26 protein-coding genes are annotated in these 25854 nt (G+C 70.4%); 12 read left to right on the plus strand and 14 right to left on the minus strand.

All coding sequences use genetic code 11. The features are described from left to right. Positions 1 to 12: 12 nt before the first annotated feature. The 5 genes from AB0G84_RS01320 to AB0G84_RS01340 all read right to left on the minus strand — a co-directional run bounded on the left by AB0G84_RS01320 (position 13) and on the right by AB0G84_RS01340 (position 3605). Positions 13 to 375 carry a DUF742 domain-containing protein gene (locus tag AB0G84_RS01320; RefSeq protein WP_361313770.1) on the minus strand — a complete coding sequence of 121 codons (363 nt, stop codon included), beginning with the start codon at positions 373 to 375 and terminating at the stop codon, positions 13 to 15. Next, the gene (locus AB0G84_RS01325) at positions 372 to 800 is read right to left on the minus strand and encodes a roadblock/LC7 domain-containing protein (protein ID WP_361313772.1); all 429 of its coding nucleotides are present in this window, start codon (positions 798 to 800) and stop codon (positions 372 to 374) included. The genes AB0G84_RS01320 and AB0G84_RS01325 overlap by 4 nt, the downstream gene beginning before the upstream one ends. Next, the gene (locus AB0G84_RS01330; protein WP_361313775.1) at positions 797 to 2257 is read right to left on the minus strand and encodes an ATP-binding protein; all 1461 of its coding nucleotides are present in this window, start codon (positions 2255 to 2257) and stop codon (positions 797 to 799) included. Before AB0G84_RS01330 ends, AB0G84_RS01325 begins: the two co-directional genes overlap by 4 nt. A 242-nt stretch (positions 2258 to 2499) precedes the next feature. Continuing rightward, entirely contained in the window at positions 2500 to 2790 is a 291-nt protein-coding gene (locus tag AB0G84_RS01335; RefSeq protein ID WP_361313778.1) for a DUF397 domain-containing protein, read from the minus strand. After that, positions 2772 to 3605: a helix-turn-helix transcriptional regulator gene (locus tag AB0G84_RS01340; protein WP_361313781.1), complete on the minus strand. Its 834-nt coding sequence runs from the start codon at positions 3603 to 3605 to the stop codon at positions 2772 to 2774. The genes AB0G84_RS01335 and AB0G84_RS01340 overlap by 19 nt, the downstream gene beginning before the upstream one ends. Before the next feature lie 133 nt (positions 3606 to 3738). Between AB0G84_RS01340 and AB0G84_RS01345 the strand changes: the two genes are divergently transcribed. The 3 genes from AB0G84_RS01345 to AB0G84_RS01355 all read left to right on the plus strand — a co-directional run bounded on the left by AB0G84_RS01345 (position 3739) and on the right by AB0G84_RS01355 (position 5686). Then, positions 3739 to 3954: a hypothetical protein gene (locus tag AB0G84_RS01345; protein ID WP_361313783.1), complete on the plus strand. Its 216-nt coding sequence runs from the start codon at positions 3739 to 3741 to the stop codon at positions 3952 to 3954. 84 nt (positions 3955 to 4038) lie between these two features. Continuing rightward, positions 4039 to 4785: a DNA repair protein RecO gene (recO, locus tag AB0G84_RS01350; RefSeq protein WP_361313786.1), complete on the plus strand. Its 747-nt coding sequence runs from the start codon at positions 4039 to 4041 to the stop codon at positions 4783 to 4785. An 82-nt stretch (positions 4786 to 4867) separates the two neighbouring features. Next, the gene (locus tag AB0G84_RS01355) at positions 4868 to 5686 is read left to right on the plus strand and encodes an isoprenyl transferase (protein ID WP_361313789.1); all 819 of its coding nucleotides are present in this window, start codon (positions 4868 to 4870) and stop codon (positions 5684 to 5686) included. 85 nt (positions 5687 to 5771) lie between these two features. Here the strand turns inward: AB0G84_RS01355 and AB0G84_RS01360 are convergent, their stop codons facing one another. From AB0G84_RS01360 to AB0G84_RS01375, 4 genes are all read right to left on the minus strand, one after another. After that, the gene (locus tag AB0G84_RS01360) at positions 5772 to 6203 is read right to left on the minus strand and encodes a transcriptional repressor (protein WP_361313791.1); all 432 of its coding nucleotides are present in this window, start codon (positions 6201 to 6203) and stop codon (positions 5772 to 5774) included. 164 nt (positions 6204 to 6367) lie between these two features. Continuing rightward, complete coding sequence (locus tag AB0G84_RS01365; protein WP_361313794.1) at positions 6368 to 7273, minus strand: metal ABC transporter permease; 906 nt, start codon at positions 7271 to 7273, stop codon at positions 6368 to 6370. Positions 7274 to 7286: 13 nt separating this feature from the next. Next, complete coding sequence (locus AB0G84_RS01370; protein ID WP_361313796.1) at positions 7287 to 8066, minus strand: metal ABC transporter ATP-binding protein; 780 nt, start codon at positions 8064 to 8066, stop codon at positions 7287 to 7289. 41 nt (positions 8067 to 8107) lie between these two features. Next, entirely contained in the window at positions 8108 to 9070 is a 963-nt protein-coding gene (locus AB0G84_RS01375) for a metal ABC transporter substrate-binding protein (RefSeq protein ID WP_361313799.1), read from the minus strand. A gap of 233 nt (positions 9071 to 9303) precedes the next feature. Between AB0G84_RS01375 and AB0G84_RS01380 the strand changes: the two genes are divergently transcribed. Further along, a complete protein-coding gene (locus AB0G84_RS01380) occupies positions 9304 to 10686 on the plus strand; it encodes a glycine--tRNA ligase (protein WP_361313801.1) in 1383 nt (460 codons plus the stop codon). Between the two features lie 516 nt (positions 10687 to 11202). Here AB0G84_RS01380 and AB0G84_RS01385 read toward each other — a convergent pair. Then, on the minus strand, positions 11203 to 11667 hold the full coding sequence (locus tag AB0G84_RS01385; RefSeq protein ID WP_361313804.1) for a hypothetical protein: 465 nt from the start codon (positions 11665 to 11667) through the stop codon (positions 11203 to 11205). Between the two features lie 175 nt (positions 11668 to 11842). On the opposite strand from AB0G84_RS01385, the gene AB0G84_RS01390 reads away from it, so the two are divergent. From AB0G84_RS01390 to AB0G84_RS01415, 6 genes are all read left to right on the plus strand, one after another. Then, a complete protein-coding gene (locus AB0G84_RS01390; RefSeq protein WP_361313807.1) occupies positions 11843 to 13069 on the plus strand; it encodes a sensor histidine kinase in 1227 nt (408 codons plus the stop codon). 26 nt (positions 13070 to 13095) lie between these two features. Next, entirely contained in the window at positions 13096 to 13734 is a 639-nt protein-coding gene (locus tag AB0G84_RS01395) for a response regulator transcription factor (protein WP_361315042.1), read from the plus strand. Positions 13735 to 13947: 213 nt separating this feature from the next. Continuing rightward, complete coding sequence (locus tag AB0G84_RS01400) at positions 13948 to 14856, plus strand: D-alanyl-D-alanine carboxypeptidase (protein WP_361313809.1); 909 nt, start codon at positions 13948 to 13950, stop codon at positions 14854 to 14856. A gap of 306 nt (positions 14857 to 15162) precedes the next feature. Continuing rightward, positions 15163 to 15492: a PadR family transcriptional regulator gene (locus AB0G84_RS01405; protein ID WP_361313812.1), complete on the plus strand. Its 330-nt coding sequence runs from the start codon at positions 15163 to 15165 to the stop codon at positions 15490 to 15492. A gap of 2 nt (positions 15493 to 15494) precedes the next feature. Then, positions 15495 to 15884 (plus strand): DUF1048 domain-containing protein, encoded by a 390-nt coding sequence (locus AB0G84_RS01410; protein WP_361313814.1) that lies wholly within the window; start codon positions 15495 to 15497, stop codon positions 15882 to 15884. A 301-nt stretch (positions 15885 to 16185) separates the two neighbouring features. After that, positions 16186 to 17421, plus strand: coding sequence for a serine hydrolase domain-containing protein (locus tag AB0G84_RS01415; RefSeq protein WP_361313817.1), 1236 nt, complete (start codon positions 16186 to 16188; stop codon positions 17419 to 17421). Between the two features lie 45 nt (positions 17422 to 17466). On the opposite strand, the gene AB0G84_RS01420 is transcribed toward AB0G84_RS01415, so the two are convergent. From AB0G84_RS01420 to AB0G84_RS01430, 3 genes are all read right to left on the minus strand, one after another. Further along, positions 17467 to 18048 (minus strand): TetR family transcriptional regulator, encoded by a 582-nt coding sequence (locus AB0G84_RS01420; RefSeq protein WP_361313820.1) that lies wholly within the window; start codon positions 18046 to 18048, stop codon positions 17467 to 17469. A 380-nt stretch (positions 18049 to 18428) separates the two neighbouring features. After that, positions 18429 to 19433, minus strand: a complete 1005-nt coding sequence (locus AB0G84_RS01425; RefSeq protein WP_361313823.1) for an aldo/keto reductase — start codon at positions 19431 to 19433, stop codon at positions 18429 to 18431. 240 nt (positions 19434 to 19673) lie between these two features. Further along, a complete protein-coding gene (locus AB0G84_RS01430) occupies positions 19674 to 21059 on the minus strand; it encodes an MFS transporter (RefSeq protein ID WP_361315044.1) in 1386 nt (461 codons plus the stop codon). 453 nt (positions 21060 to 21512) lie between these two features. On the opposite strand from AB0G84_RS01430, the gene AB0G84_RS01435 reads away from it, so the two are divergent. Next, positions 21513 to 22394, plus strand: coding sequence for a helix-turn-helix transcriptional regulator (locus AB0G84_RS01435; protein ID WP_361315046.1), 882 nt, complete (start codon positions 21513 to 21515; stop codon positions 22392 to 22394). 310 nt (positions 22395 to 22704) lie between these two features. Here AB0G84_RS01435 and AB0G84_RS01440 read toward each other — a convergent pair whose 3' ends face one another. Beyond that, positions 22705 to 24159, minus strand: coding sequence for an MFS transporter (locus AB0G84_RS01440; RefSeq protein WP_361313826.1), 1455 nt, complete (start codon positions 24157 to 24159; stop codon positions 22705 to 22707). Between the two features lie 147 nt (positions 24160 to 24306). Between AB0G84_RS01440 and dusB the strand changes: the two genes are divergently transcribed. After that, a complete protein-coding gene (gene dusB, locus AB0G84_RS01445; RefSeq protein ID WP_361313829.1) occupies positions 24307 to 25434 on the plus strand; it encodes a tRNA dihydrouridine synthase DusB in 1128 nt (375 codons plus the stop codon). The last annotated feature ends 420 nt before the right edge of the window (positions 25435 to 25854 follow it).

The following is a 25854-nucleotide window of genomic DNA, read 5'->3' on the forward strand; positions in this document are numbered from 1 at the left end:
GCGCTGCCGGGGCTAGGACTTGAGAGAGCGGAGTCCATCGAGAACCCTCTCCAGGATCTGTCGGTCGAATTGCTCGGCTTCGGGAATGGGGGCACGGGCGTTCAGCCGCCCGGCGTCGACAAGGTCCGCCACCAGCACCTTCACCACGCTGACGGGAAGGTGGAGGTGGCCGGCGACCTCGGCCAGAGACAGCGCCCCGGGTTCGAGCAGCGCAAGGATGCGCTGCTCTTCCGGGCGTACCTCACTGGTGATCGGCATCCCCACGCTGTGCAGCAGGGTGAGCCGGTCGAACGTGTTACGGCTGGGCTGGGCGCGTCCGCCGGTCGCAAGATAGGCCGGTACGAGGCGCCGTCCGCTGCTCCGGCGCGGGGTCATGCCGGGTTACCGAGGTCCCGGGTCGGGCTGTTCATGACCTTCTTGCCCAGCGTTGTCACCTGGATCTGCATCTGGTGCGCGACCACTCCCATGTTCACCTCCGGGTCGGCGAAGACGGCCAGGCAGGTGTTCTGGCCGGCCGGTATCGCAAAGACGAAGCCGTCGTCGGACTCGATGACGGTCTGCCGCAGCTGGGTGTCGTCCTTCCCGGCGAACGCCGCGGTGACGGCGCGCCCCGCGCCCTGCAGCGCGGACATCATCGCCGCGACGCCCTCGGCGGAGTCCCGCTCCAGGCCGGGCGAGGCGCCCTCGATGAAGCCGTCACCGGAGATCACGGCGGCGTGCACGACGTGCGGCAACTCCAAAAGAGGCGCCAGCACCCAGGACTTGTCCTCGGCGACGCGGCGGCGGGTGGGGCTGTTCATGACTGGGCGTTCCCTTCGGGACTGCGAGGGGGTTCTGACTGAGCTGCTGCCCGGCCGGATTCGGTGCCGCGCTGTAGGGCGGCCCAACGGGTTCCGGTCTCTTCCGGGGAGCGTGGGGGCTGGGGTGCGGAGCGCTGGGCGCTCTCGTCAAGTTCGGAGAGGGGCTTGCGGCGGCGCCGGCGGGGGAGTTCACCCTCGGCGGGGGCGGCGGGTGCCGCGGCCTCGTAGGGGTCGGCGGACTGCGGCGCGGGGGCCGCGGGAGCCGCCGGGGCCGCCGGTGTGGTCGGGGCGGCCGCAGGCGGGTTGGCCGTCGCCCCGGTCGGCAGCACCGAGGTCGAACGGTCCGGCATGCCGGAACGGTGCGGCAGCGGAGCCATCACGGACATCGGCTGGGTGCTCTCGTCGAGGATGGTGAGCAGGGGGTCGCCCGGGATGTACACCACCGCGCGCACCCCGCCGTACGGCGACGGCTCGACGTGCACCCCGTAGCCGTACTGGCGCACCAACTGGCCGGCCGCCGCGAAGCCGGACCGCGGCGGGTCGCCGAGCTGGGTCAGCAGCAGGTCGCCCTCGCCGGCCAGCAGTTCCATCGCGGCCTTGATCTCGTCGGCGTGCATACCGACGCCGTAGTCGTCGATGATGACCGAGGCGCCTCGGTTGCCCTGCTGGAGGGTGACGGTGACCGGAAGCTCCCGGTGCGAGTGGTGCAGCGCGTTGGCCAGCAGCTCGGTCACCGTGATGGCGATCGGCTCGACGGCCCGCGCGACCACCGCGATCGGGTCGCGCAGCTGGTTGCTGACCTGGACCCGCTCGTACCCGTGCAGCCGCGAGGTGGCGCCGACGACCAGCTCCGCCAGGTAGGAGTCCTCACGGGTCAGGCCGGGCCAGGCACCGCAGACCACACCGGTGGCCTGGATGCGCCGCAGCGCCTGCTCGTTGAGGAAGTCCGCGTTCAGCAGGTCCTGGGCGATCTGGGGGTCGTCGTAGCGGTGCTGCATCTCCTGCAGCGACGACTGCAGCCGGTAGAGCAGCGCCTGGATGGTCGTGGTCGCGCCGCGGACGGTGGACTGCGCCGCCGCGTCGACCCGGCCGCGCTCCTTGGTGATGGCCTCGCTGACCTGCTCCAGTACGCCGTTGAGCGCCTGCTCCGTCTCCGTCCCGGCGAACCGGGGGTCCAGCAGCCCGCGTACCGGGACGTGCGGGTGGGCCAGCGCCATGGTCAGGTCGGGGAGCCGGGTCCCGGACAGGTGCCGGATCTCGGCCTCGGTGGCGCGCAGCCGGGCGGAGAGCTCCGTATTGCTGTGGAGCGTGGCGCTGCTCTGTTCCTCAGCGGCGGAAAGGCGCGCTCTGAGGGCCTTGCGTTGTCCGCTCGCCCGTATCGAGAGCGCCGCCAGGACCACGGCGGCGGCCGTACCTGCGCTGAGGCACCACAGCAGCGCCTCCGGTATGGATGTCATCGAGATCCTCAATTGGGGTTCTGACGGGGTGGCCCGGCCATCACGGCTGTGTGCTGGCGAACAACTGGGGATGCTACCCGTGAGGTGACGTGCCGTGAGGACCAGATCCCAGGCGGTGACTGAGAAGTTCGGAAGGTCGTCTTCCGCCCACGATGACCGGACACTAACGTGATGCGGCCCCGTCATCCAGATCAGGAGGGCGGGGCCATGTGTGCCTGTTGTGACTGCTCGGTGAAAGCCGGTCAGGCGTCCCGGAACCGCGCGTTCTTGACGGCCCCGATAAAAGCGGACCATGCGGACGCGGGGAAGACGACGGGGGGGCCGAGCGGGTTCTTGCTGTCGCGGACAGGGACGATGCCGGGGTGGTCGTCGGCGACCTCCAGGCAGTTGCCGTTGTTGCCGTCGCTGTAGCTGCTCTTACGCCAGGTGGCGGCGCCAGGGAAGTCGTGGGCGACCTCGATACAGTCGCCGCCGTTTTGGTCGCTGTAGCTGCTCTTGCGCCACTTAGCGGTGCTCAGATCGAACTCGCGCATCGTTTGTAGTCCTCCGCCGCCGATTCGATCAGGGCTCGGGACGCCTCCGGCGACAGTGCGGCGGCCCTGAGTAGATCGTAGTCGTGCTGCACACGCTTCACTACGGCCGGATCGTCCAGCAAAGTCCCCGAATACAGGCCTTCTGTATAGGCGGTTGGTGGGGCGTCCTCGAACTCCATGAGTTTCAGCATCTTGCCCATGATTGGGTACGCGCCTGCCGCGAACGGGACGACCTGTACCAGGATCTTCCGCTCGCGGGTGAGCTGAGCAATGTGCTCCACCTGCTCTGCCATGACGACCGGACTACCCACCGGCACCCGGAGGAGTCCCTCATGGATTACGGCCCAATACGTGGGCCGCGTTCCGTCCTTGAGAATGACGGCCCGGTCCAGGCGAGCACGGACCTTGTCCTCGATGTACTCGTCCGGGGCGAGTGGGTTTCCCGCGAGCAGGAGTGCCTGTGCGTATGCCGCAGTTTGCAAGAGCCCTGGCACGATCAGCGTCTCACAGTCGGAGATCCTCGTTGCCTGCCGCTCCAGATCCGCCGCTGCCGCGAAGTAATCCGGATACCGCTTGTCATCGATCAGCTTCCGCCACGTCCGCTCGAAAAAGCCGTCGGTTTGCAGTACCTCGTCGATGCGGATCGCCACTTCCAGCTGTGGTTTGCGGATGGCCTGCTCGAACTGGCCGATGTAGCCGCCCGAGACGAAGACCAGCCGTCCCAGCGCCTCCTGGGTCAGGCCCGCTTCCTCCCTGCGGCGCTTGAGCTCCGCGCCCCAGTACTCCCAGGCTGCCTGGCGTGAGGCGTTGGCCATGGATAACCCCTTGTGCTGCCCGCCGGTTGTAGTGCTCGTCCCGTTGCGCAGCGTAGTTCCGGAGCGTCACGCTCTGCATGCGAACAGTGAAACCCCCTCGCGGAATAACCCCCCTCGTGAAAGGCGTAGCCGGATGTTGCAGGAGTTCAAGGACGTGGAGACGGTGACGGCGGAATTGCGGGAGGCGCTCGCCCGCGCCGGGGTGGTGCTGCCGTCCCTGCGGCCCGACCCGGTGACGGTCGCGCACGGCTATCTGTCACCGCTCGTCGACCTGGGCCGGTGCTCGATGGACGTCGCCCGGCAGCTGACCGACGCGCTGGGCGAGCCCGCCCGGGGCGAGCGGCCCTGAGCGCGGCGGGGCGTCCCGGAGGCCCTGGGCGGCGCGCTCCGCACCCGGGCCCGGGCCGCTCCGCCCATGCGCGAGAATGGCGCCATGAGTCTGTTCCGCGACGACGGCATCGTGCTGCGCACCCAGAAGCTGGGTGAGGCGGACCGGATCATCACCCTGCTCACCCGAGGCCACGGCCGGGTGCGGGCGGTGGCCCGTGGCGTACGGCGGACCAAGTCGAAGTTCGGGGCGCGGCTGGAGCCGTTCTCGCACGTCGATGTGCAGTTCTACGCGCGAGGGAGCGAGCTGGTCGGGCGCGGGCTGCCGCTGTGTACGCAGAGCGAGACGATCGCCGCGTACGGTGGCGGGATCGTCACCGACTACGCCCGCTACACCGCCGGTACGGCCATGCTGGAGACCGCCGAGCGGTTCACCGATCATGAGGGCGAGCCCGCGGTGCAGCAGTACCTGCTGCTGGTGGGCGGGCTGCGGACGCTGGCCCGCGGCGAGCACGCCCCGCACCTCGTCCTCGACGCGTTCCTGCTGCGCTCGCTGGCCGTCAACGGCTACGCGCCGAGCTTCGACAGTTGTGCCCGCTGCGGGCTGCCCGGCCCCAACCGGTTCTTCTCGGTCGCGTCGGGCGGGGTGATCTGCGGCGACTGCCGGGTGCCCGGGAGCGTCGTACCCTCCTCAGAGGCGCTCGCGCTGCTCAGCGCGCTGCTGACCGGCGACTGGGAGACCGCGGACGCCTGCGAGGCCCGTCACGCCCGGGAGGGCAGCGGGCTGGTCACGGCGTATCTGCACTGGCATCTGGAGCGGGGCCTGCGCTCCCTCCGGTACGTGGAGCAGTAGCGCCGCGCACCGCACGTACACGAAGACCCCTCGAAGCGACACAGAAGAACGACCGAGCCGACACATAGGAGAAGTGGGCCGCATGGCACGACGCGGGATCCTGGGCCGTAACCGACGCGAGTACGTCACGCCCGAGCCGCACCCTTCCGGCGCCCGGCCGCCGAAGATCCCCGGGGAGCTCGTCCCCAACCATGTGGCCGTGGTGATGGACGGGAACGGCCGGTGGGCCAAGGACCGGGGGCTGCCGCGCACCGAGGGGCACAAGGTCGGTGAGGGCGTCGTCCTGGACGTCCTCAAGGGCTGCATCGAGATGGGCGTGAAGAACCTCTCCCTCTACGCCTTCTCGACGGAGAACTGGAAGCGGTCGCCCGACGAGGTCAAGTTCCTGATGAACTTCAATCGGGATGTGATCCGGCGGCGCCGTGACGAGATGGATGCCCTGGGCATTCGTATCCGCTGGGTCGGGCGCATGCCGAAGCTGTGGAAGTCCGTGGTCCAGGAGCTCCAGATCGCCCAGGAGCAGACCAAGAACAATGACGCGATGACGCTGTATTTCTGCGTGAATTACGGCGGTCGAGCGGAGATCGCGGACGCGGCGGCGGCCATTGCCGCGGACGTACGGGCCGGAAAGCTGGACCCGTCGAAGGTGAACGAGAAGACCGTCGCGAAGTACCTGTACTACCCGGACATGCCGGATGTGGATCTCTTCGTGCGGCCGTCCGGCGAGCAGCGGACCTCGAATTACCTGATCTGGCAGAGCGCCTACGCCGAGATGGTGTTCCAGGACATCCTGTGGCCGGACTTCGACCGCCGGAACCTGTGGGACGCGTGCCTGGAGTACGCCAAGCGGGACCGCCGGTTCGGTGCCGCGCCGGAGGCGGACGGGCAGAGCGCCGTCTGACGGCTCGGTACGCACAACAGCGGGCCGCCTTCCGATCCTCGGAACCGGGAGGCGGCCCGCTGCCGTGGCGCGGTGGTGCGGCGCCCTACTTCTCGTTCGTCGCCCGGGCCGCCGCGCAGTCGCCGCAGGTCCCGAAGATCTCGATGGTGTGCGCGACGTCCTGGAAGCCGTGCTCGGTGGCGATCTGGTCGGCCCACTTCTCCACTGCGGGGCCCTCCACCTCGACGGCCTTGCCGCAGGCCCGGCACACCAGGTGGTGGTGGTGATCGTCGGTGCTGCACCGGCGGTAGACCGCCTCGCCGTCGCTGGTGCGCAGCACATCGACCTCGCCGGCGTCGGCGAGCGACTGCAGCGTGCGGTAGACGGTGGTCAGACCGACCGAGTCACCGCGGTGCTTGAGCATGTCGTGCAGCTCCTGCGCGCTGCGGAACTCGTCCACCTCGTCGAGTGCGGCGGACACCGCGGTCCGCTGCCGCGTCGACCGGCCGCGTACCGGAGATCCCGCGCTCGTCGCCACCGTTGCCTCCCTAGGACGTCAGGACTTGCCCTGCGCGTACGTCCCGCCATTGTGCCAGGTGATGGCCGGCCGTCGGGGGAGACGCTTACGCCGGGGACGGCCCGCCGACGCGTCCGCCGCCGTGCTCCGCCCACCTCGACGCGGCCACCACGCTCCGGCCACGCTCACGTCTGTCCGGCCACGCTGACGTCGTCCGCGGTGGAGCGGTGGTCGGGTACCTCCAGGGTGCACCCCGCACCGGCCTGTGCGGCAGCCCTCGCGCGCTTTTTCGCCAGCGGCGCGGCGAGCGCGGTGAAGACCACGAACAGTCCGATGGCGAAGAGCACGATCGTGGCACCGGACGGGACGTCCACGTAGTACGAGGTGGCGGTGCCCGTAAGAGTGACCGCGACGCCGATCGCGACGGCCACCGTGAAGGTGACCGCGAAGCTGCGGCTGATCTGCTGGGCGGCCGCGACCGGGATCACCATCAGGGCGCTGACCAGCAGCAGGCCCACCACGCGCATGGCGACGGTGACGGTGACCGCGGCGGTGACCGCGATCAGCAGGTTGAGCAGGCGGACCGGCAGCCCGGTCACCCGGGCGAACTCCTCGTCCTGGCAGACCGCGAACAGCTGGCGGCGCAGGCCGATGGTGATCGCCAACACCAGCGCGGCGAGCACATAGATCGTGGTCATGTCCTGCGGCGAGACGGTGGTGATCGAGCCGAAGAGGTACGTCCCGAGGTTGGCGTTGGAGCCGGCGTCGGAGAGGCTCATCAGCATCACGCCGCCGGCCATACCGCCGTAGAACAGCATCGCCAGCGCGAGGTCGCCGCGGGTCCGGCCGTACCAGCGGATCAGTTCCATGATGAGGGAGCCGGCGATGGCGACCGCGGTGGCGACCCAGACGGGGCTGGTGTTGAGCAGGAAGCCCAGGCCGACGCCGGTGAGCGCGACATGGCCGATGCCGTCGCCCATCAGGGCCTGCCGGCGCTGGACGAGGTAGATGCCGATGGCGGGGGCGATGACGCCGACCAGCAGCGCCGCGATCAGCGCCCGCTGCATAAAGGCGTAACTGAGGATCTCCATGAGTGCGGGCCCCCTAGCTCAGCAGGCCGGTGCGGAGCGGCTCCGCGGCGGTGTCGGCGTGCGGGTGGACGTGGTCGTGGCCGGGCAGGGCGTGTTGGCCCACGGCCTGCGGGGGCGGGCCGTCGTGGACGACGCAGCCGTCGCGCAGTACCACCGCGCGGTCGATCAGCGGCTCCAGCGGGCCCAGTTCGTGCAGGACGAGCAGCACGGTGCTGCCGCGGGCGACCTGTTCGCGCAGGGCGGCGGCGAGCACCTCCTGGCTGGCCAGGTCGACGCCGGCCATCGGCTCGTCCATGATCAGCAACTCCGGTTCGCCCGCGAGGGCCCGGGCTATCAGCACCCGCTGGTGCTGGCCGCCGGAGAGTGCGTTGACGGAGTCCTTGGCGCGGTCGGCCATGCCCACCAGCTCCAGTGCGTGGTGCACCGCGGCCCGGTCGGCCTTGCGCAGGACGCCCAGCTTCGTACGGGCCAGCCGGCCGGCGGTGACGACCTCGCGGACGGTGGCGGGGACCCCGCCGGCCGCGGTGGTGCGCTGCGGGACGTAGCCGATCCGGGCCCACTCCTTGAAGCGGCGGAAATCGGTGCCGAAGAGCGCCAGCTCGCCGCCGGTGAGCGGGACCTGGCCGATCACCGAGCGGACCGCGGTGGACTTGCCCGAGCCGTTGGCGCCCAGCAGGGCGACCACTTCGCCGGTGCGCACGGTGAGGTCGACGCCGCGCAGCACCGGGCGGCCGCCCAGGGACGCGGTGGCGCCGCGCAGGTCGATGACCGGCGGGGGGAGCGGCTCGTTCATGGTGACCTCCGTCACAGGCCGGGGTGAGGGGGTGGTCGTGCTCACTTGCTGCCGAGCGCCTTCTCCAGCGCGGCGAGGTTGGCGCGCTGGACGCCGAAGTAGTCCTTGCCGCGGGACTTGTTGGTGATCCCTTCGAGCGGGTCGAGGACGTCGGTCTTCAGGTGCAGGTCGCCGGCGAGGGTCCGGGCGGTGGCCGGGTTGGCGATGGTCTCGAAGAAGATCGTGGAGACGTGGTGCTCGTCAGCGAGGGCGTGCAGGTCCCTGATGCGGTGGGCACTGGGCTCGGACTCCGGGTCCAGGCCGCTGATGGCCTCCTCGGTGAGGCCGTAGCGCTCGGCGAGGTAGCCGAAGGCGGCATGGGTGGTGATGAAGGTGTCCGAGGCCCGGTTCTTCAGGCCGGCCCGGAACTCCTCGTCCAGCCCGTGCAGCTTCTTCACCAGGGCGTCGGCGTTCTTCCGGTAGTCGGCCTTGTGGGCGGGGTCGGCCTGGGCGAGGGTCTTGCCGACGCCCTCGGCGACCTCGGCGTACCGGACCGGGTCGAGCCAGATGTGCGGGTCCTTGCCGCCCTCGGCGTCCGAGTGGCTGTGGTTGTCGCCGGTGGTGTGGTGGTGGCCGTCGACCTCGGTGCCGTGCTTCTCCAGGTGGGTCAGGGCGGCGGCGTCGACGATGTGCTTGACGCCGGACTGCGCGACGGCGGTGTCCACGGCGGGCTGCAGGCCCTTGAGGTAGACGACGGCGCCGGACTCGCCCAGCTGGGCGGTCTGCCTCGGGGTGAGCTCCAGGTCGTGCGGCTCGGCGCCGGGCTTGGTCAGGCCGGTCACCTCGACGTGCTTCCCGCCGATCTGCTCGGCGAGGAATTCCATGGGATAGAAGGACGCTGTCACCCGCAGCTTGCCGTCGTCCGTGCGGCCGGTGTCGGTGGGGGCGCAGGCGGTCAGGCCCAGCAGGCCGAGTGCGGTGGCTCCGGCGACGGCCGTGAGGGACAGATGACGGCGTATGTTCATGACACTCATTTTCAACAAAGCTGGAAACGATTGTCAATAAACCTCCGTGCGGATGTGAGCGGGCCGACAGTGATCGGTGTGAGTGGGCCGACAGTGACGGAACCGATTTGGCCCGGGGGGTGCGGCCGCCGCTACCCTGAACTATTCGCCCACACGTCTCCCGACCACCACCCCCCAGCGAGGCGCTAGGGCGCTGCCCATCCATCGTTCGTCGTCGTAATGAAGAGAGCACCGTGGCCGCCGACAAGATCGATACCATCGTCAGCCTGAGCAAGCGCCGTGGCTTCGTCTATCCGTGCAGTGAGATCTACGGCGGCTCCCGCGCTGCCTGGGACTACGGTCCGTTGGGCGTCGAGCTCAAGGAGAACATCAAGCGTCAGTGGTGGCGCGCCATGGTCACCTCGCGCGAAGACGTCGTCGGTCTCGACTCGTCGGTGATCCTGGCCCCCGAGGTCTGGCAGGCGTCCGGCCACGTCGCCACCTTCACCGACCCGCTCACCGAGTGCACCTCCTGCCACAAGCGCTTCCGCGCCGACCACCTGGAAGAGGCGTACGAGGCCAAGCACGGCCGGCTCCCCGAGAACGGCCTGGCGGACATCAACTGCCCGCACTGCGGCAACAAGGGCGGCTTCACCGAGCCCAAGCAGTTCTCCGGCCTGCTCTCCACCCACCTCGGCCCGTCCCAGGACACCGCCTCGGTCGCCTACCTGCGCCCCGAGACCGCCCAGGGCATCTTCACCAACTTCGCCCAGGTCCAGCAGACCTCGCGCAAGAAGCCCCCGTTCGGCATTGCGCAGATGGGCAAGTCCTTCCGGAACGAGATCACTCCGGGCAACTTCATCTTCCGCACCCGCGAGTTCGAGCAGATGGAGATGGAGTTCTTCGTCAAGCCGGGCGAGGACGAGCAGTGGCAGGAGTACTGGATGGCCGAGCGGTGGAACTGGTACCGCGACCTCGGCATCCGCGAGGAGAACATCCGCTGGTACGAGCACCCGGCCGAGAAGCTCTCGCACTACTCCAAGCGCACCGCTGACATCGAGTACCGCTTTAACTTCGGCGGCACCGAGTTCTCCGAGCTGGAGGGCGTGGCCAACCGCACCGACTACGACCTGTCGGCGCACGCCAAGGCCTCCGGCCAGGACCTGTCGTACTTCGACCAGGAGGCCGGCGAGCGCTGGACCCCCTACGTCATCGAGCCGGCGGCCGGCGTGAACCGCGCGATGCTCGCCTTCATGCTCGACGCCTACATCGAGGACGAGGCGCCCAACGCCAAGGGCAAGATGGAGAAGCGCACGGTCATGCGCCTCGACCCGCGCCTGGCGCCGGTCAAGGTCGCGGTGCTGCCGCTGTCCCGCAACCCGCAGCTCTCCCCGAAGGCCAAGGGCCTCGCGGCCGACCTGCGCAAGCACTGGAACATCGAGTTCGACGACGCCGGCGCCATCGGCCGCCGCTACCGCCGTCAGGACGAGATCGGCACGCCGTTCTGCGTCACCGTCGACTTCGACACCCTCGACGACAACGCGGTGACCGTGCGTGAGCGCGACACCATGAAGCAGGAGCGGGTGTCGCTGGACCAGATCCAGGCGTACCTGGGCGGGCGACTGCTCGGCTGCTGAAGCGGCGCGGCTGCGGACCGCGGCCCGGGCTGCTGAGGCGGCCTGGCTGCGGACGGGGTCCGGGCCGCTGAGGCGACTCGGCTGCCGGTGTGGCCCGGGCTGCTGAGGCGGCACGCACAACTGAGGGAACGGCCGTGATGCCGGCCTCCGGGGACGGGGGCCGGCATCACGGCTTTCTTGGTGTCGGAGCTTTCTTGGTGTCTTGGTGTCGGACTGTCTGTCTTGGTGTTGGGCCAGCTGTCGTGGTGTCGGACTGTCCGGCTGTTCGGTGGGGGCCACGGCCGTCCGGCCGGGACTACCCGCCCCGCTCCACCCCGGATACCCGCCCCGCTCCACCCCGGAATACCCGCCCCGCTCCGCTGCGTTGTGGGCCCCGAGGGGGCGCATGCATCCCCTACGGGATCTGTTCGGCCGCACCCTGAGCCCGCCCCGCACCCTCCGCCGCCCCTCACTCCCCTCCCGCTCCCCCTGCCCACGTCCCCTCCCGTTCGGCAGCCCCGCGTTCCCTCCCCGCCCTCACGCCCCGCCCGCCCGTGCTCCCCGCCGGCCCCGCGCCGGGCGGGCCGCGAGGATCGTGCACAGGGCCGCGAGGGGAAGTTCCGCCGCCACGGCCATGGCCAGGGCGGTGGCCAGCTCCGTACCGGGCGCGGCGGTGGTGAGGTCGATCGCGGCGTCGGCCAGCAAGAGCACGGCCGCGGCGGCAGCGGGGGCACGGTGTCGGTGGTCGGCCCGGAGCAGGCGGGTGCCGGCGGTGAGCAGTGCCGCGGCCTCCAGGGCGTCGAGGACGACCCAGGCGGCGGCCCCGGCGGGCGGCAGGGTGCCGGCGAGGTAGCCGAGCCAGGGGAGCAGGGCGAGTCCGGCGCCGGCCAGCACCCGGCCCTGCCAGCGGTGGGCGCGGCCCGGGCGCAGGGCTCCGCGGAGGGCGCCGAGCGTGGCGCAACTCCCGCTGCCAGCAGGGTGGTTGAAGGCGATGAGGGTCATGGCGGAGGTCTCTTTCGGCGTCCCGAACCCGACTGTCGGGCTCGTGATCAACACTCCACCGTCCGCCGCCCACGGTCAGTAACGCCGCTGTCCGACTTGGGGTGGCACCAGTACCACCCCGGTGCGGATACTGGCTGTATGGCCGCCGCATGGCGCCGCTGTCTATCGTTCGATCATGGAAATTCCGCCCTGGGCCCGGCGCGTGCTCGCCAGACTGCCTCGCGATACGTCCTTCCTCGCCCTGGGTGCGCCCCTGCACCTCCTCGTCGGGTTCTTGCTGTTCATGGTCTTCAGCTTGCTCTGGGAGGTCATCGCGGGGCGGGACAGCAGCGCTCCGGTGGTGCTGGGGTTCGCGCTGGTGCTCACGGTGTTTGCCCTGCCGGCGCTGACCGCCGCCCAGCGCTGGCGCTTCCGGCAACTGCTCGGCATCGACATCCCCGCACCGGGATGGCGGCGGTCGCAGCGGCAGTTCCGCTACCACTGCCTGATCGGTGCACTGCTCGGCGGCCTCGAAGTGCTGCTGCTCTCCCTGCTGTTGGCGGGCCTGGCCGCGGGCACCGTGCTCCTGTGGATCTGGGCCTGTCCCTGGGAATGGCGAGTCGGCCATCCCGGCTACTACACCCAGGCCTGCTACCTCACCCTCGCCGGACTCGCCGCGCTCGCCCCGGTTCCCTCCCTCGCCGCGGCGCTGGTGCGCCTGGAGACGCACCTCGGGCCCGCTCTGCTGGGGCCCGACCCGAGCGAGGACCTGGCGCGGCGGGTGATCGACCTGACCGAGAGCCGGGCCGGCGCGGTGGATGCCGCGGATGCCGAACGGCGGCGCATCGAGCGGGACCTGCACGACGGCGCCCAGCAGCGGCTGGTGTCGCTGGCGCTCAACCTGGGGCTGGCCAAGGCCACGCTGACGGATCTGCCGCCCGAGGCGCGCGAGGTGATCGACACCGCGCACCGGGAGGCGAAGGACGCCATCGAGGAGCTCAACAGCCTGGTGCGCGGGCTGCACCCGGCCGTACTGGACGAACTGGGGCTGGACGCGGCGCTGTCGGGACTCGCGGCCCGCGCCCCGCTGCCCGTACGGCTGCGGGTGGACCTGCCGCCGGAGCTGCCGCAGCGGGTGGCGCCGGCGGTGGAGGCGGTGGCCTACTTCGTCGTCTCCGAGGCGCTGACGAACATCGCCAAGCACGCACGGGAGGCGACCCGGGCGGAGGTGACGGTCACCCGGCTCGGCGGGATACTGCGGGTGGTGATCGCCGACGACGGTGTGGGCGGCGCCGACCCGTCCCGGGGGACCGGCCTTACGGGCCTCGCCCAGCGCGTGCGGTCCGTGGACGGGACGTTCCGGATGAGCAGCCCTGTGGGGGGCCCGACCGTGATGAATGTGGAGCTGCCGTGCCCGATGTGAGATCTGCGCCCGCCGTGCCGCGTGCCGTGATCGCCGAGGACTCCGTACTGCTGCGGATCGGGCTGGTCAAGCTGGTGGAGATGGCCGGGTTCGAGGTGGCGGCCGAGACCGGGGACGCCCAGGGGCTGCTGGCCGCGGTGGCTGAACACCGGCCGGACCTGGCGGTGGTGGACGTCCGGATGCCGCCGGGCTTCACGGACGAGGGGGTGCGCGCCGCCCTGCAGATCCGTCAGCAGTGGCCCGGCACCGCCGTCCTGCTGCTCTCCCAGTACGTCGAGGAGCGCTATGCGGCCGATCTGCTCGCGGCCAACACCAGCGGTGTCGGTTACCTCCTCAAGCAACGGGTGGCGGACGTCGAGGAGTTCATCGAGGCGCTGCGGCGGGTGGCCGGCGGCGGCACCGCGCTCGACCCGCAGGTGGTCGCGCAGCTGTTGGTGCGGCGGGTGAGCGATCCGCTGGAGCGGCTGACGGCCCGGGAGCGGGAGGTCCTCGCCCTGATGGCCGAGGGGCGCTCCAACGCAGGCATCGCCGCCCAACTGGTGGTGAGCGAGAGCGCGGTCGCCAAGCACATCAACAACATCCTCGCCAAGCTCGACCTGCCGAAGGCGGACGCCGATCACCGTCGGGTGCTGGCGGTGCTGCGCTTCCTGGGTATGGGGCACTGACGGGCCGGGTTTCGGATCCGCCGGTGACCGGGACGGCGCGCGGGCGGCTGCGGCGACGACGCCGCGGTGCGCAGCCCGTTCGGCTAGGGCAGCACGCGGAACATCGAACGAATTTGCCTCGCCGATTGTGCATCCATTCGCCATCCTCAGGCGTCTCATGAGGGAGCGGCTTTCCCCTAAGGGCCGCACTGCAGGGTATTTGGAGTAATCAATTTGAAAACCCGCATCAAGGGCATTCGCCGCATCGGCATTCGCCGCAGCTCGGCAGTCGCCCTCACCGCTGGGGCCGTTCTGACGGCCGGGGCGTTCGCCGCTCCGGCGCAGGCCGCCTCGCTCCCGACGCCCGCGATCACCGCCAAGGGCGGTTTCGTGATGAACAACGGCACGGGTACGTCCCTGTTCACCAAGGCGGCGGACACTCGCCGTTCCACCGGCTCCACCACCAAGATCATGACTGCCCGGGTGGTCCTCGGGCAGTCGAACCTCGACCTTGATTCCAAGGTCACGGTGCAGAAGGCGTACAGCGACTACATCGTCAACAACAACTGGGCCTCGTCGGCCCGGCTGATCGTCGGCGACAAGGTCACCGTCCGCCAGCTGCTCTACGGGCTGATGCTGCCGTCCGGCTGCGACGCCGCCTACGCGCTGGCCGATAAGTTCGGCACCGGCTCCACCCGGGACGCTCGGGTCGCGTCGTTCATCGGCAAGATGAACGCCACCGCCAAGAGCCTGGGGCTGAAGAACACGCACTTCGACTCGTTCGACGGCATCGGTCACGGCGGGAACTACTCCACGCCGCGCGACCTGACCAAGCTGGCCAGCAACACGATGAAGTACTCCACGTTCCGCACGGTCGTGGGTACCAAGTCGACCAAGCAGAAGGTCGCCACCAAGAGCGGTGGCTACCGCTACATGGAGTGGACCAACACCAACAATCTGCTCAGTAGCTACAAGGGCACCATCGGTGTGAAGACCGGCTCCGGCCCCGAGGCCAAGTACTGCCTGGTCTTCGCCGCCACCCGGAACGGCAAGACCGTCATCGGCGCGGTCCTCGCCTCCCCGTCGGTCGCCGACCGTACGGCCGACGCCAAGAAGCTGATGGACTACGGCTTCAAGAAGTAGCCACCGGCTCACGGCCCGGATCCCATCCCGGACCGCCGCCGCCAAGGCCCGCCCCGACCACCCGGCCGGGGCGGGCTTTTGCGTACGACGACGTCGCCCGGCTCTCCCCGCTCAAGCACGCGAACCCCCAAGGTGCTGGGCCGCTACGGCTTCCGCGCCTCCACGTCCCGCCGGTGAGGGCTGCTGAACTGGGCGTTTGCGGCGCGGGCTCACTCTTCCACTATTCCGTCTTGCTAAGTACCGGTAGTTAGCGTTACGGTGTACCGGTAGTCAGTAACGCTGAATAGCTCAGGAAGGAGGTGTTCCATGACCAAGCTGGAGACGGAGATGCTCAAGGGCACGCTGGAGGGCATCATCCTCGCGTCCCTGTCCGGCCGGCCCGCCTACGGCTACGAGATCACGGCACGGCTGCGGGAGCAGGGCTTCTCCGACATCGCCGAAGGGACCATCTACGCGCTGCTCCTCAGGATCGAGAAGCGCGGCCTCGTCGACGTGGAGAAGGTCCCCTCCGAGAAGGGGCCGCCGCGCAAGGTGCACTCCCTCAACGCTCAGGGACGGGAGTACCTCGAAGAGTTCTGGAGGACGTGGAGCTTCCTCACGGAACGACTGGAACAGCTCCGCGAAGGGGGAGAGTAGCCATGTCCGATGTCGAAAAGAGCGGCTTCATCTCGAAGGTGATCGGGCCCAAGAAGCGCTGGCGGGCGTACAAGGCGCGCTCGCGTCAGCTTCCCGAGAACTACCGCACGGCGGTCGAAGAGATCGAGCGGTACCTGATGCACTTCGTGCCGACCGACGGCGACAGCAGTGCGTCGATGTTCGAAGACCTCGCCGACCTGTTTGAGCAGGCCGCGGTGGACGCAACGCCGATCCGCGATGTCGTCGGGGAGGACCCGGTGGAGTTCGTCGAGGCGTTCGTCCAGAACTACTCGGAGGGTGGCTATGTCCCCCCTCGTGCACGGAAGCGGCTGACCGACGCCATCGAGCGCGCCGCCAGCAACAACACCGGGAAAGACGACACGGCAGTCTGATAGCGGCGCGGCGCGTCGTGCCCGGGGAGCGAGCACCACTCTCCTCGACCGTCTGCACGACGCGGCCGCGGGGTCATGCCCGGCCGGCTGCCTCTCGCCGCATGTCAGCGGCGGCCTCAAGGCGGCGACAGCCAGTATCAGAACGGTTGGTGGATGCCATCAACCGTACAGCGATCGCGCCCTCAGGCCGGCGAATTGGGCCACGTCAAGCCCGCCCATACAAAGCCCATGAGGGCCACACCGGGACGAGTCCCGCAAGACCGAACGCTGTGTGTATCGAACGCTGTATGCAGGGGGATTCATGAGGTTAGAAGGCAAGAGAGGCTTCTCCGAAGCAGGGTTGCGCAGACTGCGCGGGGTGCTGGCACGGCATGTCGAGTCCGGGAGGATTCCTGGTCTCGTCGCCCTGGTCAGCCGGGGCGACGAGACCCACGTCGAAGCGATCGGCACGATGCGCCATGACGGTGGCGCTCCGATGTGCCGGGACACCATCTTCCGGATGGCCTCGACGACCAAGCCGGTCGCGGTGGCGGCGGCGATGGTCCTGCTGGATGAGTGCCGGCTGCGGCTGGACGATCCGATAGATCGGTGGCTGCCCGAGCTCGCCGACCGGCGGGTGCTGAAGCAGGCCGACGGCCCGCTGGACGACACTGTGCCGGCGCGGCGGCCCATCACCGTACGGGACCTGCTCACCTCCACGTTCGGGCTCGGACTGGATATGACGGCGATGGGCTCCCCGATGATGGCCGCGTTCTTCGAGCAGGGGGTTTACGGCCAGGAATGGCTGTTGCCGGCCCCGGATCCGGATGAGTGGATGCGTCGCCTGGGCACCCTCCCGCTGATGTACCAGCCCGGAGAGCGGTGGCAGTACAACGTCAGCAACGATGTGCTCGGCGTGCTCGTCGCCAGGGTCACCGGCCGGTCGTTCGAGGACTTCCTGCGCGAACGCATCCTCGATCCGTTGGGCATGAAGGACACCGGTTTCCATGTGCCGGCCAACAAGATCGACCGGCTGCCGCCCCTCTACGCCCCCGATCCGCAGACCGGAGAGTTCATCGTGGCGGACGAGGCCGAAGGGGGACACCACAGCCGGCCTCCGGCGTTCCCGTCAGGCGGCGGCGGACTCGACTCAACCGTCGACGACTCTCACGCCTACTTCCGGATGCTCCTCAACCACGGGATGCACGGGACCCAACGGATCCTGTCCCGGCCCGCTGTTGAGCTGATGACCACCAACCGCCTCACGCCCGAGCAGCTAGCCACCCTGCAGGCCTGGGCCCGCGGCGTCGTCCACTTGTCACACGGCACGGGGCAGCACGGGGGCTGGGGCTTCGGGATGGCGGTGCGCACTTACCGCGGCGACTTCGCGCCCATCGGCCAGTTCGGCTGGGACGGTGGAACCGGCACCTCGACCTACGCCGACCCGGACAACCAGCTCATCGGCATCCTGCTCACTCAGACCGGAATGTCCACTCCGGATTCGGCGCGGGCCATCCACGACTTCTGGACCACCCTCTACCAGGCGATCGACGACTGACCTGGCAACCCGGGGACGTGGCTGCCGTCCGGATGCGGCGTCGGCTCAGCTCCGCAGGCCGCGCAGGACCAGGGCACGCACGGCGTCGAAGTCGGCGGCGATCTCAGGGCGGGACCACTCCGCCGCGTAGCACGGGTCGTGGAACCGTCCGGTGGCGTCGAAGACGGCGCGGGCGGTGGTGGCGGGGGAGGGGGTGTGGAAGGCGCCCTCCTGGACCCCGACTTCGATGATGGCGGTGAGCTGTGCCTCCAGGTCGGTGACGTGTTGGTCGACCGCCCCGCCGCTCTCGCCGATCAACGTCATATAGGTGGCGAAGAGTTCGGGGTCGTCACCGGCCTTGCGCCGCTTGGCCTCGAAGAGGGTGGTGAGCCAGTGGTCCAGCCGCTCGGGCGCCGGGCCCTCTTCCGACACGATTGCCGACAGTTCCTGGCTCGTCCGGTTCAGCCAGCGGGCGGTGACCGCCTCGCGCAGCGCCGTCTTCGTACGGAAGTGGCGGTAGACGCTGCCGTGGCTCACGCCGAGGGCGCGCGCCACATCCACGACGGTGGCCTTGGCCGGGCCGTACCGGCGAAGTACCTCCTCGGTGGCTTCGAGGATGCGCTCGGGGGTCAACGTCTCGGGGGGCATGGGGCGGGCCGGCCTTTCGAGGAGAGCGGGCGGGACGGAGGGCGTGGGCGGGCAGTTCCGGCGACATCACCCCAGCCGCTGCCGCTGCCGCTGCCGCTGCCGGTGCCTGCGCCGGTCCGTACCCCGGCACCGTACGTCGCCGGGGCGTGCTCCGGCCCCGTGCGGCCGGGTACGTACGGACGGTACCTGGCTCCGGCGCCACCACCGCGTTCGGTTGCCGGTCTCGCGGACCTCATGGGCGGCGCCTTCACGGACGGTCGTCCTCGAGGACGGTCGGCCGCCACGACGGTTGCCCTCACAGGGGGCGTCCTCAAGGTCGGTTGCGCTCGTCGGTTGCCCTCATGGACGGTACCCGTACGCTCCCTCGCCGTCCGTCGTGGTCAGCGCTCGCTGTCGAGGTGGGCCATCTGCGCGGCCGGGTAGCGCGCCCCGGCGGCGGCGTCGGCCGGAACCGCCTGCTCGATCGCGGCCAGGTCCCCCGCGTCCAGCGCGATGTCCAGGGCACCCAGGGCTTCGGCCAGCCGGTCGCGGCGGCGGGCACCGACCAGCGGGACTATGTCCTCGCCGCGGGAGAGCACCCAGGCGATGGCGGCCTGGGCGACCGTGATGCCCTTCTGCTCGGCGATCTTGCGCAGGGCGTCCACGAGGTCGAGGTTGCGGGTGAGGTTCTCGCCCTGGAAGCGCGGGCTCATCCCCCGGAAGTCGTTCGCGGCGAGCTTGCGGTCGCGGTCGAAGTGGCCGCTGATCAGCCCGCGGGACAGCACGCCGTACGCGGTGATGCCGATCCCCAGTTCGCGGGCGGTGGGCAGGATCGTGTCCTCGATGCCGCGGGAGATCAGGGAGTACTCGATCTGGAGATCGGAGATCGGCGCGACGGCCGCGGCCCGGCGAAGGGTCTCCGCTCCCACCTCGGAGAGGCCGATGTGCCGCACATGCCCGGCCGCCACCAGCTCGGCGATGGCGCCCACGGTCTCCTCGATCGGTACGTCCGGATCGAGCCGGGCGATGCGGTAGATGTCGATGTGGTCGGTGCCCAGGCGCTGGAGAGAGTAAGCGGCGAAGTTCTTCACCGCGTTCGGCCGGCCGTCGTAGCCGGTGAAGCCGCCCTCGATCGTGCGCAGGGCACCGAACTTCACGCTGATCTGTGCAGAGTTGCGGGCCGCCGTGGGGGCGGTGCGCAGGGCCTCGTTGATCAGGAGTTCGTTGTGGCCCATGCCGTAGAAGTCACCGGTGTCGAGCAGGGTGACGCCGGCGTCGAGGGCCGCGTGGATGGTGGCGATGGACTCGCCGCGGTCGGTGTTGCCATAGAGGGCGGACATGCCCATGCAGCCGAGGCCGAGGGCGGATGTCTGCGGGCCTGTGGTGCCCAAGGTGCGGGTCTGCACGGTGTGCTCCTGAATGAGAAGGGGCGGGGCTGCCGGAGAGGTCGAGGGGCGGACGCGTGGAGGGGTCTCGGAGGGACGGGGCTCTTCGCGTGTCGCAGGGTCTTGGTGGGTCTCGGGGATCCTTCGACGATTTCACTATGGCATGACGGCTGACAGATTTCAATATCTGTCAGCCGTCATGGGTGGGGTCGAGTGGCGAGTGGTGCCGCCGGTCCCGCTCCTCTGTGGTCTTCTCGCAGGTCAGCGCAGGGTGCGCGGTAGGCGCAGGGCGAGGAGCGTGGTCCCCGCGACGATCGCGAGCTGGGCCAGCAGTGCGGTGAGCAGCGCATCGCGGATGCCCACGGTCGGCAGTAGGGCGAGGAAGAGGGTGCCGAGGGTCGCCACGCCCAGGGCGAGTCCGGACTGCTGCGTCGTCACCATCGCGCCGCCGCCCACGCCCGCCTGCGTCACCGGAAGTTCGCTCAGCACGATGCGCATCAGGACCGGCAGCACCATGCCCTGGCCGAAGCCCAGGACCGTCATGCTCGGCGCGAGACCGGCCACCGTGGTGTCGGGCCAGGTCGCGTGCACGGTCAGCGCCAGCACGACCAGCCCGGTGCCCTGGATCAGCGAACCGGCGATCACCACCCGCCGTCCGAAGCGGCCCACCAGCCGCGGCCCGGCGAGCGAGGCGAGGAAGAACGCGGCACACAGCGGCGCCAGCGACAGCCCCGCCGCGAACGGGCCGTAGTGCAGCCCGGTCTGGAGCGCGACCGCCACCTCGAACATGAAGCCGCCGAAGCCGATCGTGAACGGGATGATCATGGCGAGGCCGCTGTTCACGGACGGGATGCGGAGCAGCGACGGCGGTACCAGCGGCGTACGGCCGGCGCGCTCGGCCCGGCGCTCGACCAGTACGAACGCGGTGCCGACGAAGGGGAACACGGCCAGCAGCACCCAGGACCACAGCGGCCACCCGGCCGCCCGGCCCTCGGTCAGCGGCAGCAGCAGGGTCACCAGGGTGGCGGCGAGCAGCGCGGTGCCGGCGCCGTCCACCTGGGTCGCGTGCGGGGACCGGCTCTCGGGCACCGCGCGGGCGGCGAGCAGCCAGGCGACCGCCGCGATCGGCACGTTCACCAGGAAGACCGCGCGCCACCCGGTACCCGCCAGGTTGGCGGAGACCAGCACCCCGCCCAGTACCTGGCCGATGGCACTGGAGATGCCGGCCGTCCCGCCGTACAGGCTGAGGGCCTTGGCGCGTCGCCGGCCGGTGGTCGTGGCCTGGATGGTGGCCAGCACCTGCGGCAGCAGCAGCGCCGCCGCCGCGCCCTGGGCGACCCGGGCGGCCACCAGTGTGCCGGCGTCCGGTGCGAGACCACAGGCCAGCGAGGTCAGACCGAAGGTGGCCAGGCCCCACAGGAACAGCCGCCGGCGACCGACCATGTCGCCGAGCCGGCCGCCGAGCACCAGCAGCGTGGCGTACGCGACCCCGTAACCGGCCACCACCATCTCCAGCATCGCGGGGCCCGCGTGCAGATCGTGGTCGATGGTCGGCAGAGCGACATTGACGATAAAGAAGTCGATCATCGGCAGCGCCGCGCCCAGCAGAACGGTCAGCAGACCGAGCGGGGTCAGTAGGGGCGTCACGGGTGACTGCCGGGGCGCCGCCGGGGACTGCTGAGGCGCGGTGAAGGCCGGGGTGGCCAGGGCGTCCGGGGTGTCCGTGGTGGCCAGCGAGCCCCGGGGGTCCGGGGTGGGGAGAGGGGACGTCTCCAGAGGAACGGTCTGTGCTCGGATATCGCTCACGGAGTCGACGATCGTCGAGTGCTCAGACGGGTACCAGAGTCTCCTTATCCTGGTACTGGTGCTACCTGGCAACCGGCTGAGGTCTGCGGCAGGCTGGGGAGCATGACCGTCGATGCCAGCATGACGCAGGCTGCCACCAGGACCGGTAGGCCCGTCGCTCCTCCGGCCGGCGCCGCCCAGCGCGCAGGCACGGCCTCGGCTCCAGGGGTGCCCCAGGGTGGGCCCCCGGAGGCCTCAAGGGCTCCAGCGGACCCAGAGGCCTTGCAGATCCCACAGATCCCACAGATCCCGCAGATCTCACAGGCTTCAAAGGTCCCGCACGCGCCGCGGACTCCGGCGGACGATGCCGCCCGCCGTGCCGAGCTCGCCGCCTTCCTGCGCAGCCGTCGCGAGCGGATCACCCCCGAACACGTCGGGTTGCCGCGCGGCGCCCGTCGCCGTACGCCCGGACTCCGCCGCGAAGAGGTCGCGCACCTGGGGGCCGTCGGCGTGACCTGGTACACCTGGCTCGAACAGGGCCGGGACATCCATGTGTCCCCGCAGGTCCTGGATGCGGTGGCCCGCGCGCTGCTGTTGGACCGCGCTGAGCGTAGCCACCTCTTCGCGCTCGCCGGAGCGGTCGATCCGCAGCCAGGCACGGAGTGCACCGGCGTGACGCGTGAAGTGCGGGCGATCCTCAAGCAGTTGACGCCGTTCCCGGCGGTCGTCCAGAACAGCCGGTTCGACATCCTCGCCTACAACAGAACCTATGGGCGCCTGATGTGCTACCTCGATGCGCTGCCCGAGGAGGACCGCAACTGTATGTGGCTGGCCTTCACCCACCCGGAGTGGCGGGCGTCCGTGGTCGATCTGGACGCCACGATGCGGGTGATGGCAGCCAAGTTCCGGGCGTCGATGGCCGAGCACGTCGCCGAGCCGGCCTGGAAGGCACTGGTCGCGCGGCTGACCGAGGCTTCACCGGAGTTCCGCGAGATCTGGGCCCAGCACGAGGTCATCCGCCCGGTCAGCTCCCTCAAGTCGTTCCGGAATTCGCAGGTGGGCGTGCTCCAGCTGACCGCGACCAACCTCTGGACGGGCCCCAACCACGGTCCCAAGCTGCTGACGTACATCCCGGTGGACGACACCACCCGCGAGCGGCTCCAGCAACTGGAGGAGCTGGCGCTGGCGGCGGTCTGACGGAGCCCTCCGCCCGGGGGCGCGACGGTGGGCCCGCCCGTTCCCTCGGACCCTCGCTCCTCGGACGCCCGGCTCTGACGGATTCCGGTTCTTACGGACGTCCGCCCGCCCGGCTGTGACGGATTCCGGCCCCTACGGACGCTCGCCCACCTGGCTCCAAAGGGCGTCCGCCCGCACGCCGACCCGCACGCCCGCCCTGACGCCAGCGCCCCGCCCCGATACCGTCCCGTCCCGACACGCCCCGCCCCGATACCGTCCCGACACGCCCCGCCCCGTCCCGACACGGCCCCGCCCCGACACCGTCCCGCCCCTAGGGCCGGGCATCCGCCGGCTGTCGGCCCGCGTGGTCGTCCTCGAAGAGCGCCGCGGTGTGCCGGGCGGTCTCCCGGGCCCACCGGCCGGTCGTCACGGCGCCCAGCAGCAGGACGGCCGCACCGCAGCCGGCGATGATCCACCACGCGGTACGCCCGGCCGCGAGGAACTGGTCCGCGGTGGCCGCGGCGTGCGCCCCGCCCGCCAGTACGGCGCCGATCACCGCGACGCCCAGCGACTGCCCCACCTGCCGGCTGGTGGAGGCCACGGCGGCCGCCACCCCGGCCTGGGCGCGTGGCATCCCCGACACCGCGGTATTGGTGATCGGCGCGTTGACCAGGCCGAACCCGATTCCGAAGAGGACATAGCCGGTGGAGAGCAGGGCGTCGGTGGACTGGGCGTCGAAGGCCGCGAAGAGCAGTCCGCTGGCGCCCATCGCCGTACCGGCGAGCAGCAGCGGGAGCCGTGGCCCGATGCTGCCGACCAGCCGCCCCGACAGCGGGGCGCAGACCAGCGTCATGCCGGCCATCGGCAGCAGGTAGAGCCCGGCCTCCAGGGCGGACAGTCCGCGGATGTTCTGCAGGTAGAGCGTGTTGACGAAGAGGAAGCCGCCGAGCGAGGCGAAGGCGCAGACCGCCACGACGGTGGCGCCGCTGAACGGCGCGCTGTGGAAGAACCGCAGGTCGATCAGGGGCTCCGTGCGCCGCCGCTCGTAGCCGATCAGCGCCGCCAGCGAGACCAGCGCCATCACTACGAACGAGAGGATCCGGGGGGACGCCCAGCCGACGCTCGGTGCCTCGATGATCGCGTACATCAGCGAGCCGAGCACGGCGATCACCAGCAGTTGGCCGACCGGGTCGACCCGGCGCGGCCGGGGCGCGCGGGACTCGGGGACGTAGCGCAGGGTGAGGAAGACCGCCAGCGCGCCGATGGGGACGTTGATCCAGAAGATCGAGCGCCAGCCGACGCTCTGCACCAGCAGACCGCCGATCACCGGCCCGGCCGCCATGCTGATGCCGACCACCCCGCCCCACACCCCGATGGCGCGGGCCCGCTCCCGGGGGTCGGTGAAGGTGTTGGTGATGATCGACATCGCGACGGGGTTGAGCATCGAGCCGCCGACCGCCTGCACCATCCGGAAGCCCACCAGCCACGCCAGGCTCGGGGCCAGGCTGCACAGCAGCGAGCCGAACGCGAAGACCACCAGCCCGACCAGGAAGATCCGCCGCCGGCCCAGCCGGTCGGCGGTCGAACCGGCCAGCATCAGCAGCGAGGCCAGCACCAGCGTGTAGGCGTCGATCGTCCACTGCATCCCGGAGACCGAGGCGCCCAGCTCGCGCTGCATCGACGGCAGGGCGACGTTGAGGACGGTGTTGTCGAGGCTGACGATCAGCAGGCTCATGCAGCAGATCGCCAGTACCAGGAGTCGACGCCGGCGGCTGAGATCGGGCATGGTTGAACGCTACAACGATCCCGGGCATCGGGCTCCGGGAGGGGCGCTCGCGCGGTGCGGGACAATAGGAGGTCGCGGCACCTCCGCAACTCCCCGTACGCCGAAGCAAGCCGACGAAAGCCGAAGAAGGTCGAGGAAGACAGCCCCATGACTCTGCTGCAGATCGGTCCGCACGCGGTGCAGCCGCCCGTGGTCCTCGCGCCGATGGCCGGGATCACCAATGCCCCGTTCCGGACGCTGTGCCGGGAGTTCTCGGGCGGCAAGGGGCTGTTCGTCAGCGAGATGATCACCACTCGGGCGCTGGTCGAGCGCAACGAGAAGACCATGCAGCTGATCCACTTCGACGAGACCGAGAAGCCCCGTTCGATCCAGCTCTACGGTGTGGACCCGGACACCGTCGGCAAGGCCGCCCGCATGATCGCGGAGGAGGACCTCGCCGACCACATCGACCTCAACTTCGGCTGCCCGGTCCCCAAGGTGACCCGCAAGGGCGGCGGCTCCGCGCTCCCCTACAAGCGGCCTCTGCTGCGCGCCATCCTGCGCGAGGCGGTGGCGAACGCGGGCTCGCTGCCGGTGACCATGAAGATGCGCAAGGGCATCGACGACGACCACCTCACCTACCTGGACGCGGGGCGGATCGCCGCCGAGGAGGGCGTCACCGCGATCGCCCTGCACGGGCGGACCGCCTCCCAGCACTACGGCGGCACCGCCGACTGGGACGCCATCGCGCGCCTCAAGGAGCACGTCCCCGAGATCCCGGTGCTCGGCAACGGCGACATCTGGTCGGCGGACGACGCGCAGCGGATGATGCGGGAGACCGGCTGCGACGGGGTCGTGGTGGGCCGGGGCTGCCTGGGGCGGCCGTGGCTGTTCGGGGATCTGGTCGCGGCCTTCGAGGGGACCGGGACGTACGCCCGGCCGACGCTCAAGGAGGTCGCGGCGGTGATGCTGCGGCACGCCACCCTGCTCGGTGAGTGGATCGGCGACGAGGCGCGCGGCGTGATCGACTTCCGTAAGCACGTGGCCTGGTACACCAAGGGCTTCTCCATCGGGTCCGAGATGCGCCGCAGCCTCGCGGTGACCTCCTCGCTGGACGAACTCGACGCGCTGCTGCAGGAACTGGACCTGGACCAGCCCTGGCCGGCCGGTGCCGACGGACCGCGTGGCCGCACGTCGGGCCGTAACCGCGTGGTGCTCCCGGACGGCTGGCTGGACGACCCCAACGACTGCGCCGGCGTGGACGCGGACGCGGAGCTGGACACCTCCGGCGGCTGAGCCGCCTGGTACCCCTCCCCCGTACGGGGGAGGGGAAGCGCCGACTATCCCCCTTGATGGTGAGGCCCCCAGCATGCCCCTCGCGCACCCTTGGGGGACCGGCGGGGGAAGGAACGGAGTGGGCTCCGGCACCGGCGTGGGGAGTGCCGGAGCCGGCTCCGGGGGGCCGCGGGACTGTCGGGCGGCGCTGGTGCGCTGCGGGCCGGTGGGCCCGGCGCGGCCGGCGGTATGCGGCCGGCCAGGCCCGCCAGGCCGGCTCGGGCATGCCCGGTGCGCCGGGCCGGCCGTCGAGTGACCCACCGGGGGCGCACCCGTTAGGAGTGTCGGCGCACGGACGAGGGCGGGCCGGCCGGCTCCGCGGTACCGATGGAGCCCGTACGGAGTTCCCACGGGGCGCCCCGCGGGGATGCGGTCAGGGAG

Origin of the sequence: Streptomyces sp. NPDC020742 (assembly GCF_040641675.1) — a bacterium.
GTDB lineage: Bacteria > Actinomycetota > Actinomycetes > Streptomycetales > Streptomycetaceae > Streptomyces.

Coding starts and splice junctions, on each gene's coding strand:
- AB0G84_RS01385 (WP_361313804.1), bottom strand. CDS start 11,667: ATGACCCTCATCGCCTTCAACCACCCTGCTGGCAGCGGGAGTTGCGCC.
- AB0G84_RS01355 (WP_361313789.1), top strand. CDS start 4,868: ATGGCACGACGCGGGATCCTGGGCCGTAACCGACGCGAGTACGTCACG.
- AB0G84_RS01410 (WP_361313814.1), top strand. CDS start 15,495: ATGTCCGATGTCGAAAAGAGCGGCTTCATCTCGAAGGTGATCGGGCCC.
- AB0G84_RS01390 (WP_361313807.1), top strand. CDS start 11,843: ATGGAAATTCCGCCCTGGGCCCGGCGCGTGCTCGCCAGACTGCCTCGC.
- AB0G84_RS01420 (WP_361313820.1), bottom strand. CDS start 18,048: ATGCCCCCCGAGACGTTGACCCCCGAGCGCATCCTCGAAGCCACCGAG.
- AB0G84_RS01365 (WP_361313794.1), bottom strand. CDS start 7,273: ATGGAGATCCTCAGTTACGCCTTTATGCAGCGGGCGCTGATCGCGGCG.
- dusB (WP_361313829.1), top strand. CDS start 24,307: ATGACTCTGCTGCAGATCGGTCCGCACGCGGTGCAGCCGCCCGTGGTC.
- AB0G84_RS01415 (WP_361313817.1), top strand. CDS start 16,186: ATGAGGTTAGAAGGCAAGAGAGGCTTCTCCGAAGCAGGGTTGCGCAGA.
- AB0G84_RS01345 (WP_361313783.1), top strand. CDS start 3,739: ATGTTGCAGGAGTTCAAGGACGTGGAGACGGTGACGGCGGAATTGCGG.
- AB0G84_RS01340 (WP_361313781.1), bottom strand. CDS start 3,605: ATGGCCAACGCCTCACGCCAGGCAGCCTGGGAGTACTGGGGCGCGGAG.
- AB0G84_RS01375 (WP_361313799.1), bottom strand. CDS start 9,070: ATGAACATACGCCGTCATCTGTCCCTCACGGCCGTCGCCGGAGCCACC.
- AB0G84_RS01325 (WP_361313772.1), bottom strand. CDS start 800: ATGAACAGCCCCACCCGCCGCCGCGTCGCCGAGGACAAGTCCTGGGTG.
- AB0G84_RS01405 (WP_361313812.1), top strand. CDS start 15,163: ATGACCAAGCTGGAGACGGAGATGCTCAAGGGCACGCTGGAGGGCATC.
- AB0G84_RS01440 (WP_361313826.1), bottom strand. CDS start 24,159: ATGCCCGATCTCAGCCGCCGGCGTCGACTCCTGGTACTGGCGATCTGC.
- AB0G84_RS01370 (WP_361313796.1), bottom strand. CDS start 8,066: ATGAACGAGCCGCTCCCCCCGCCGGTCATCGACCTGCGCGGCGCCACC.
- AB0G84_RS01320 (WP_361313770.1), bottom strand. CDS start 375: ATGACCCCGCGCCGGAGCAGCGGACGGCGCCTCGTACCGGCCTATCTT.
- recO (WP_361313786.1), top strand. CDS start 4,039: ATGAGTCTGTTCCGCGACGACGGCATCGTGCTGCGCACCCAGAAGCTG.
- AB0G84_RS01330 (WP_361313775.1), bottom strand. CDS start 2,257: ATGACATCCATACCGGAGGCGCTGCTGTGGTGCCTCAGCGCAGGTACG.
- AB0G84_RS01335 (WP_361313778.1), bottom strand. CDS start 2,790: ATGCGCGAGTTCGATCTGAGCACCGCTAAGTGGCGCAAGAGCAGCTAC.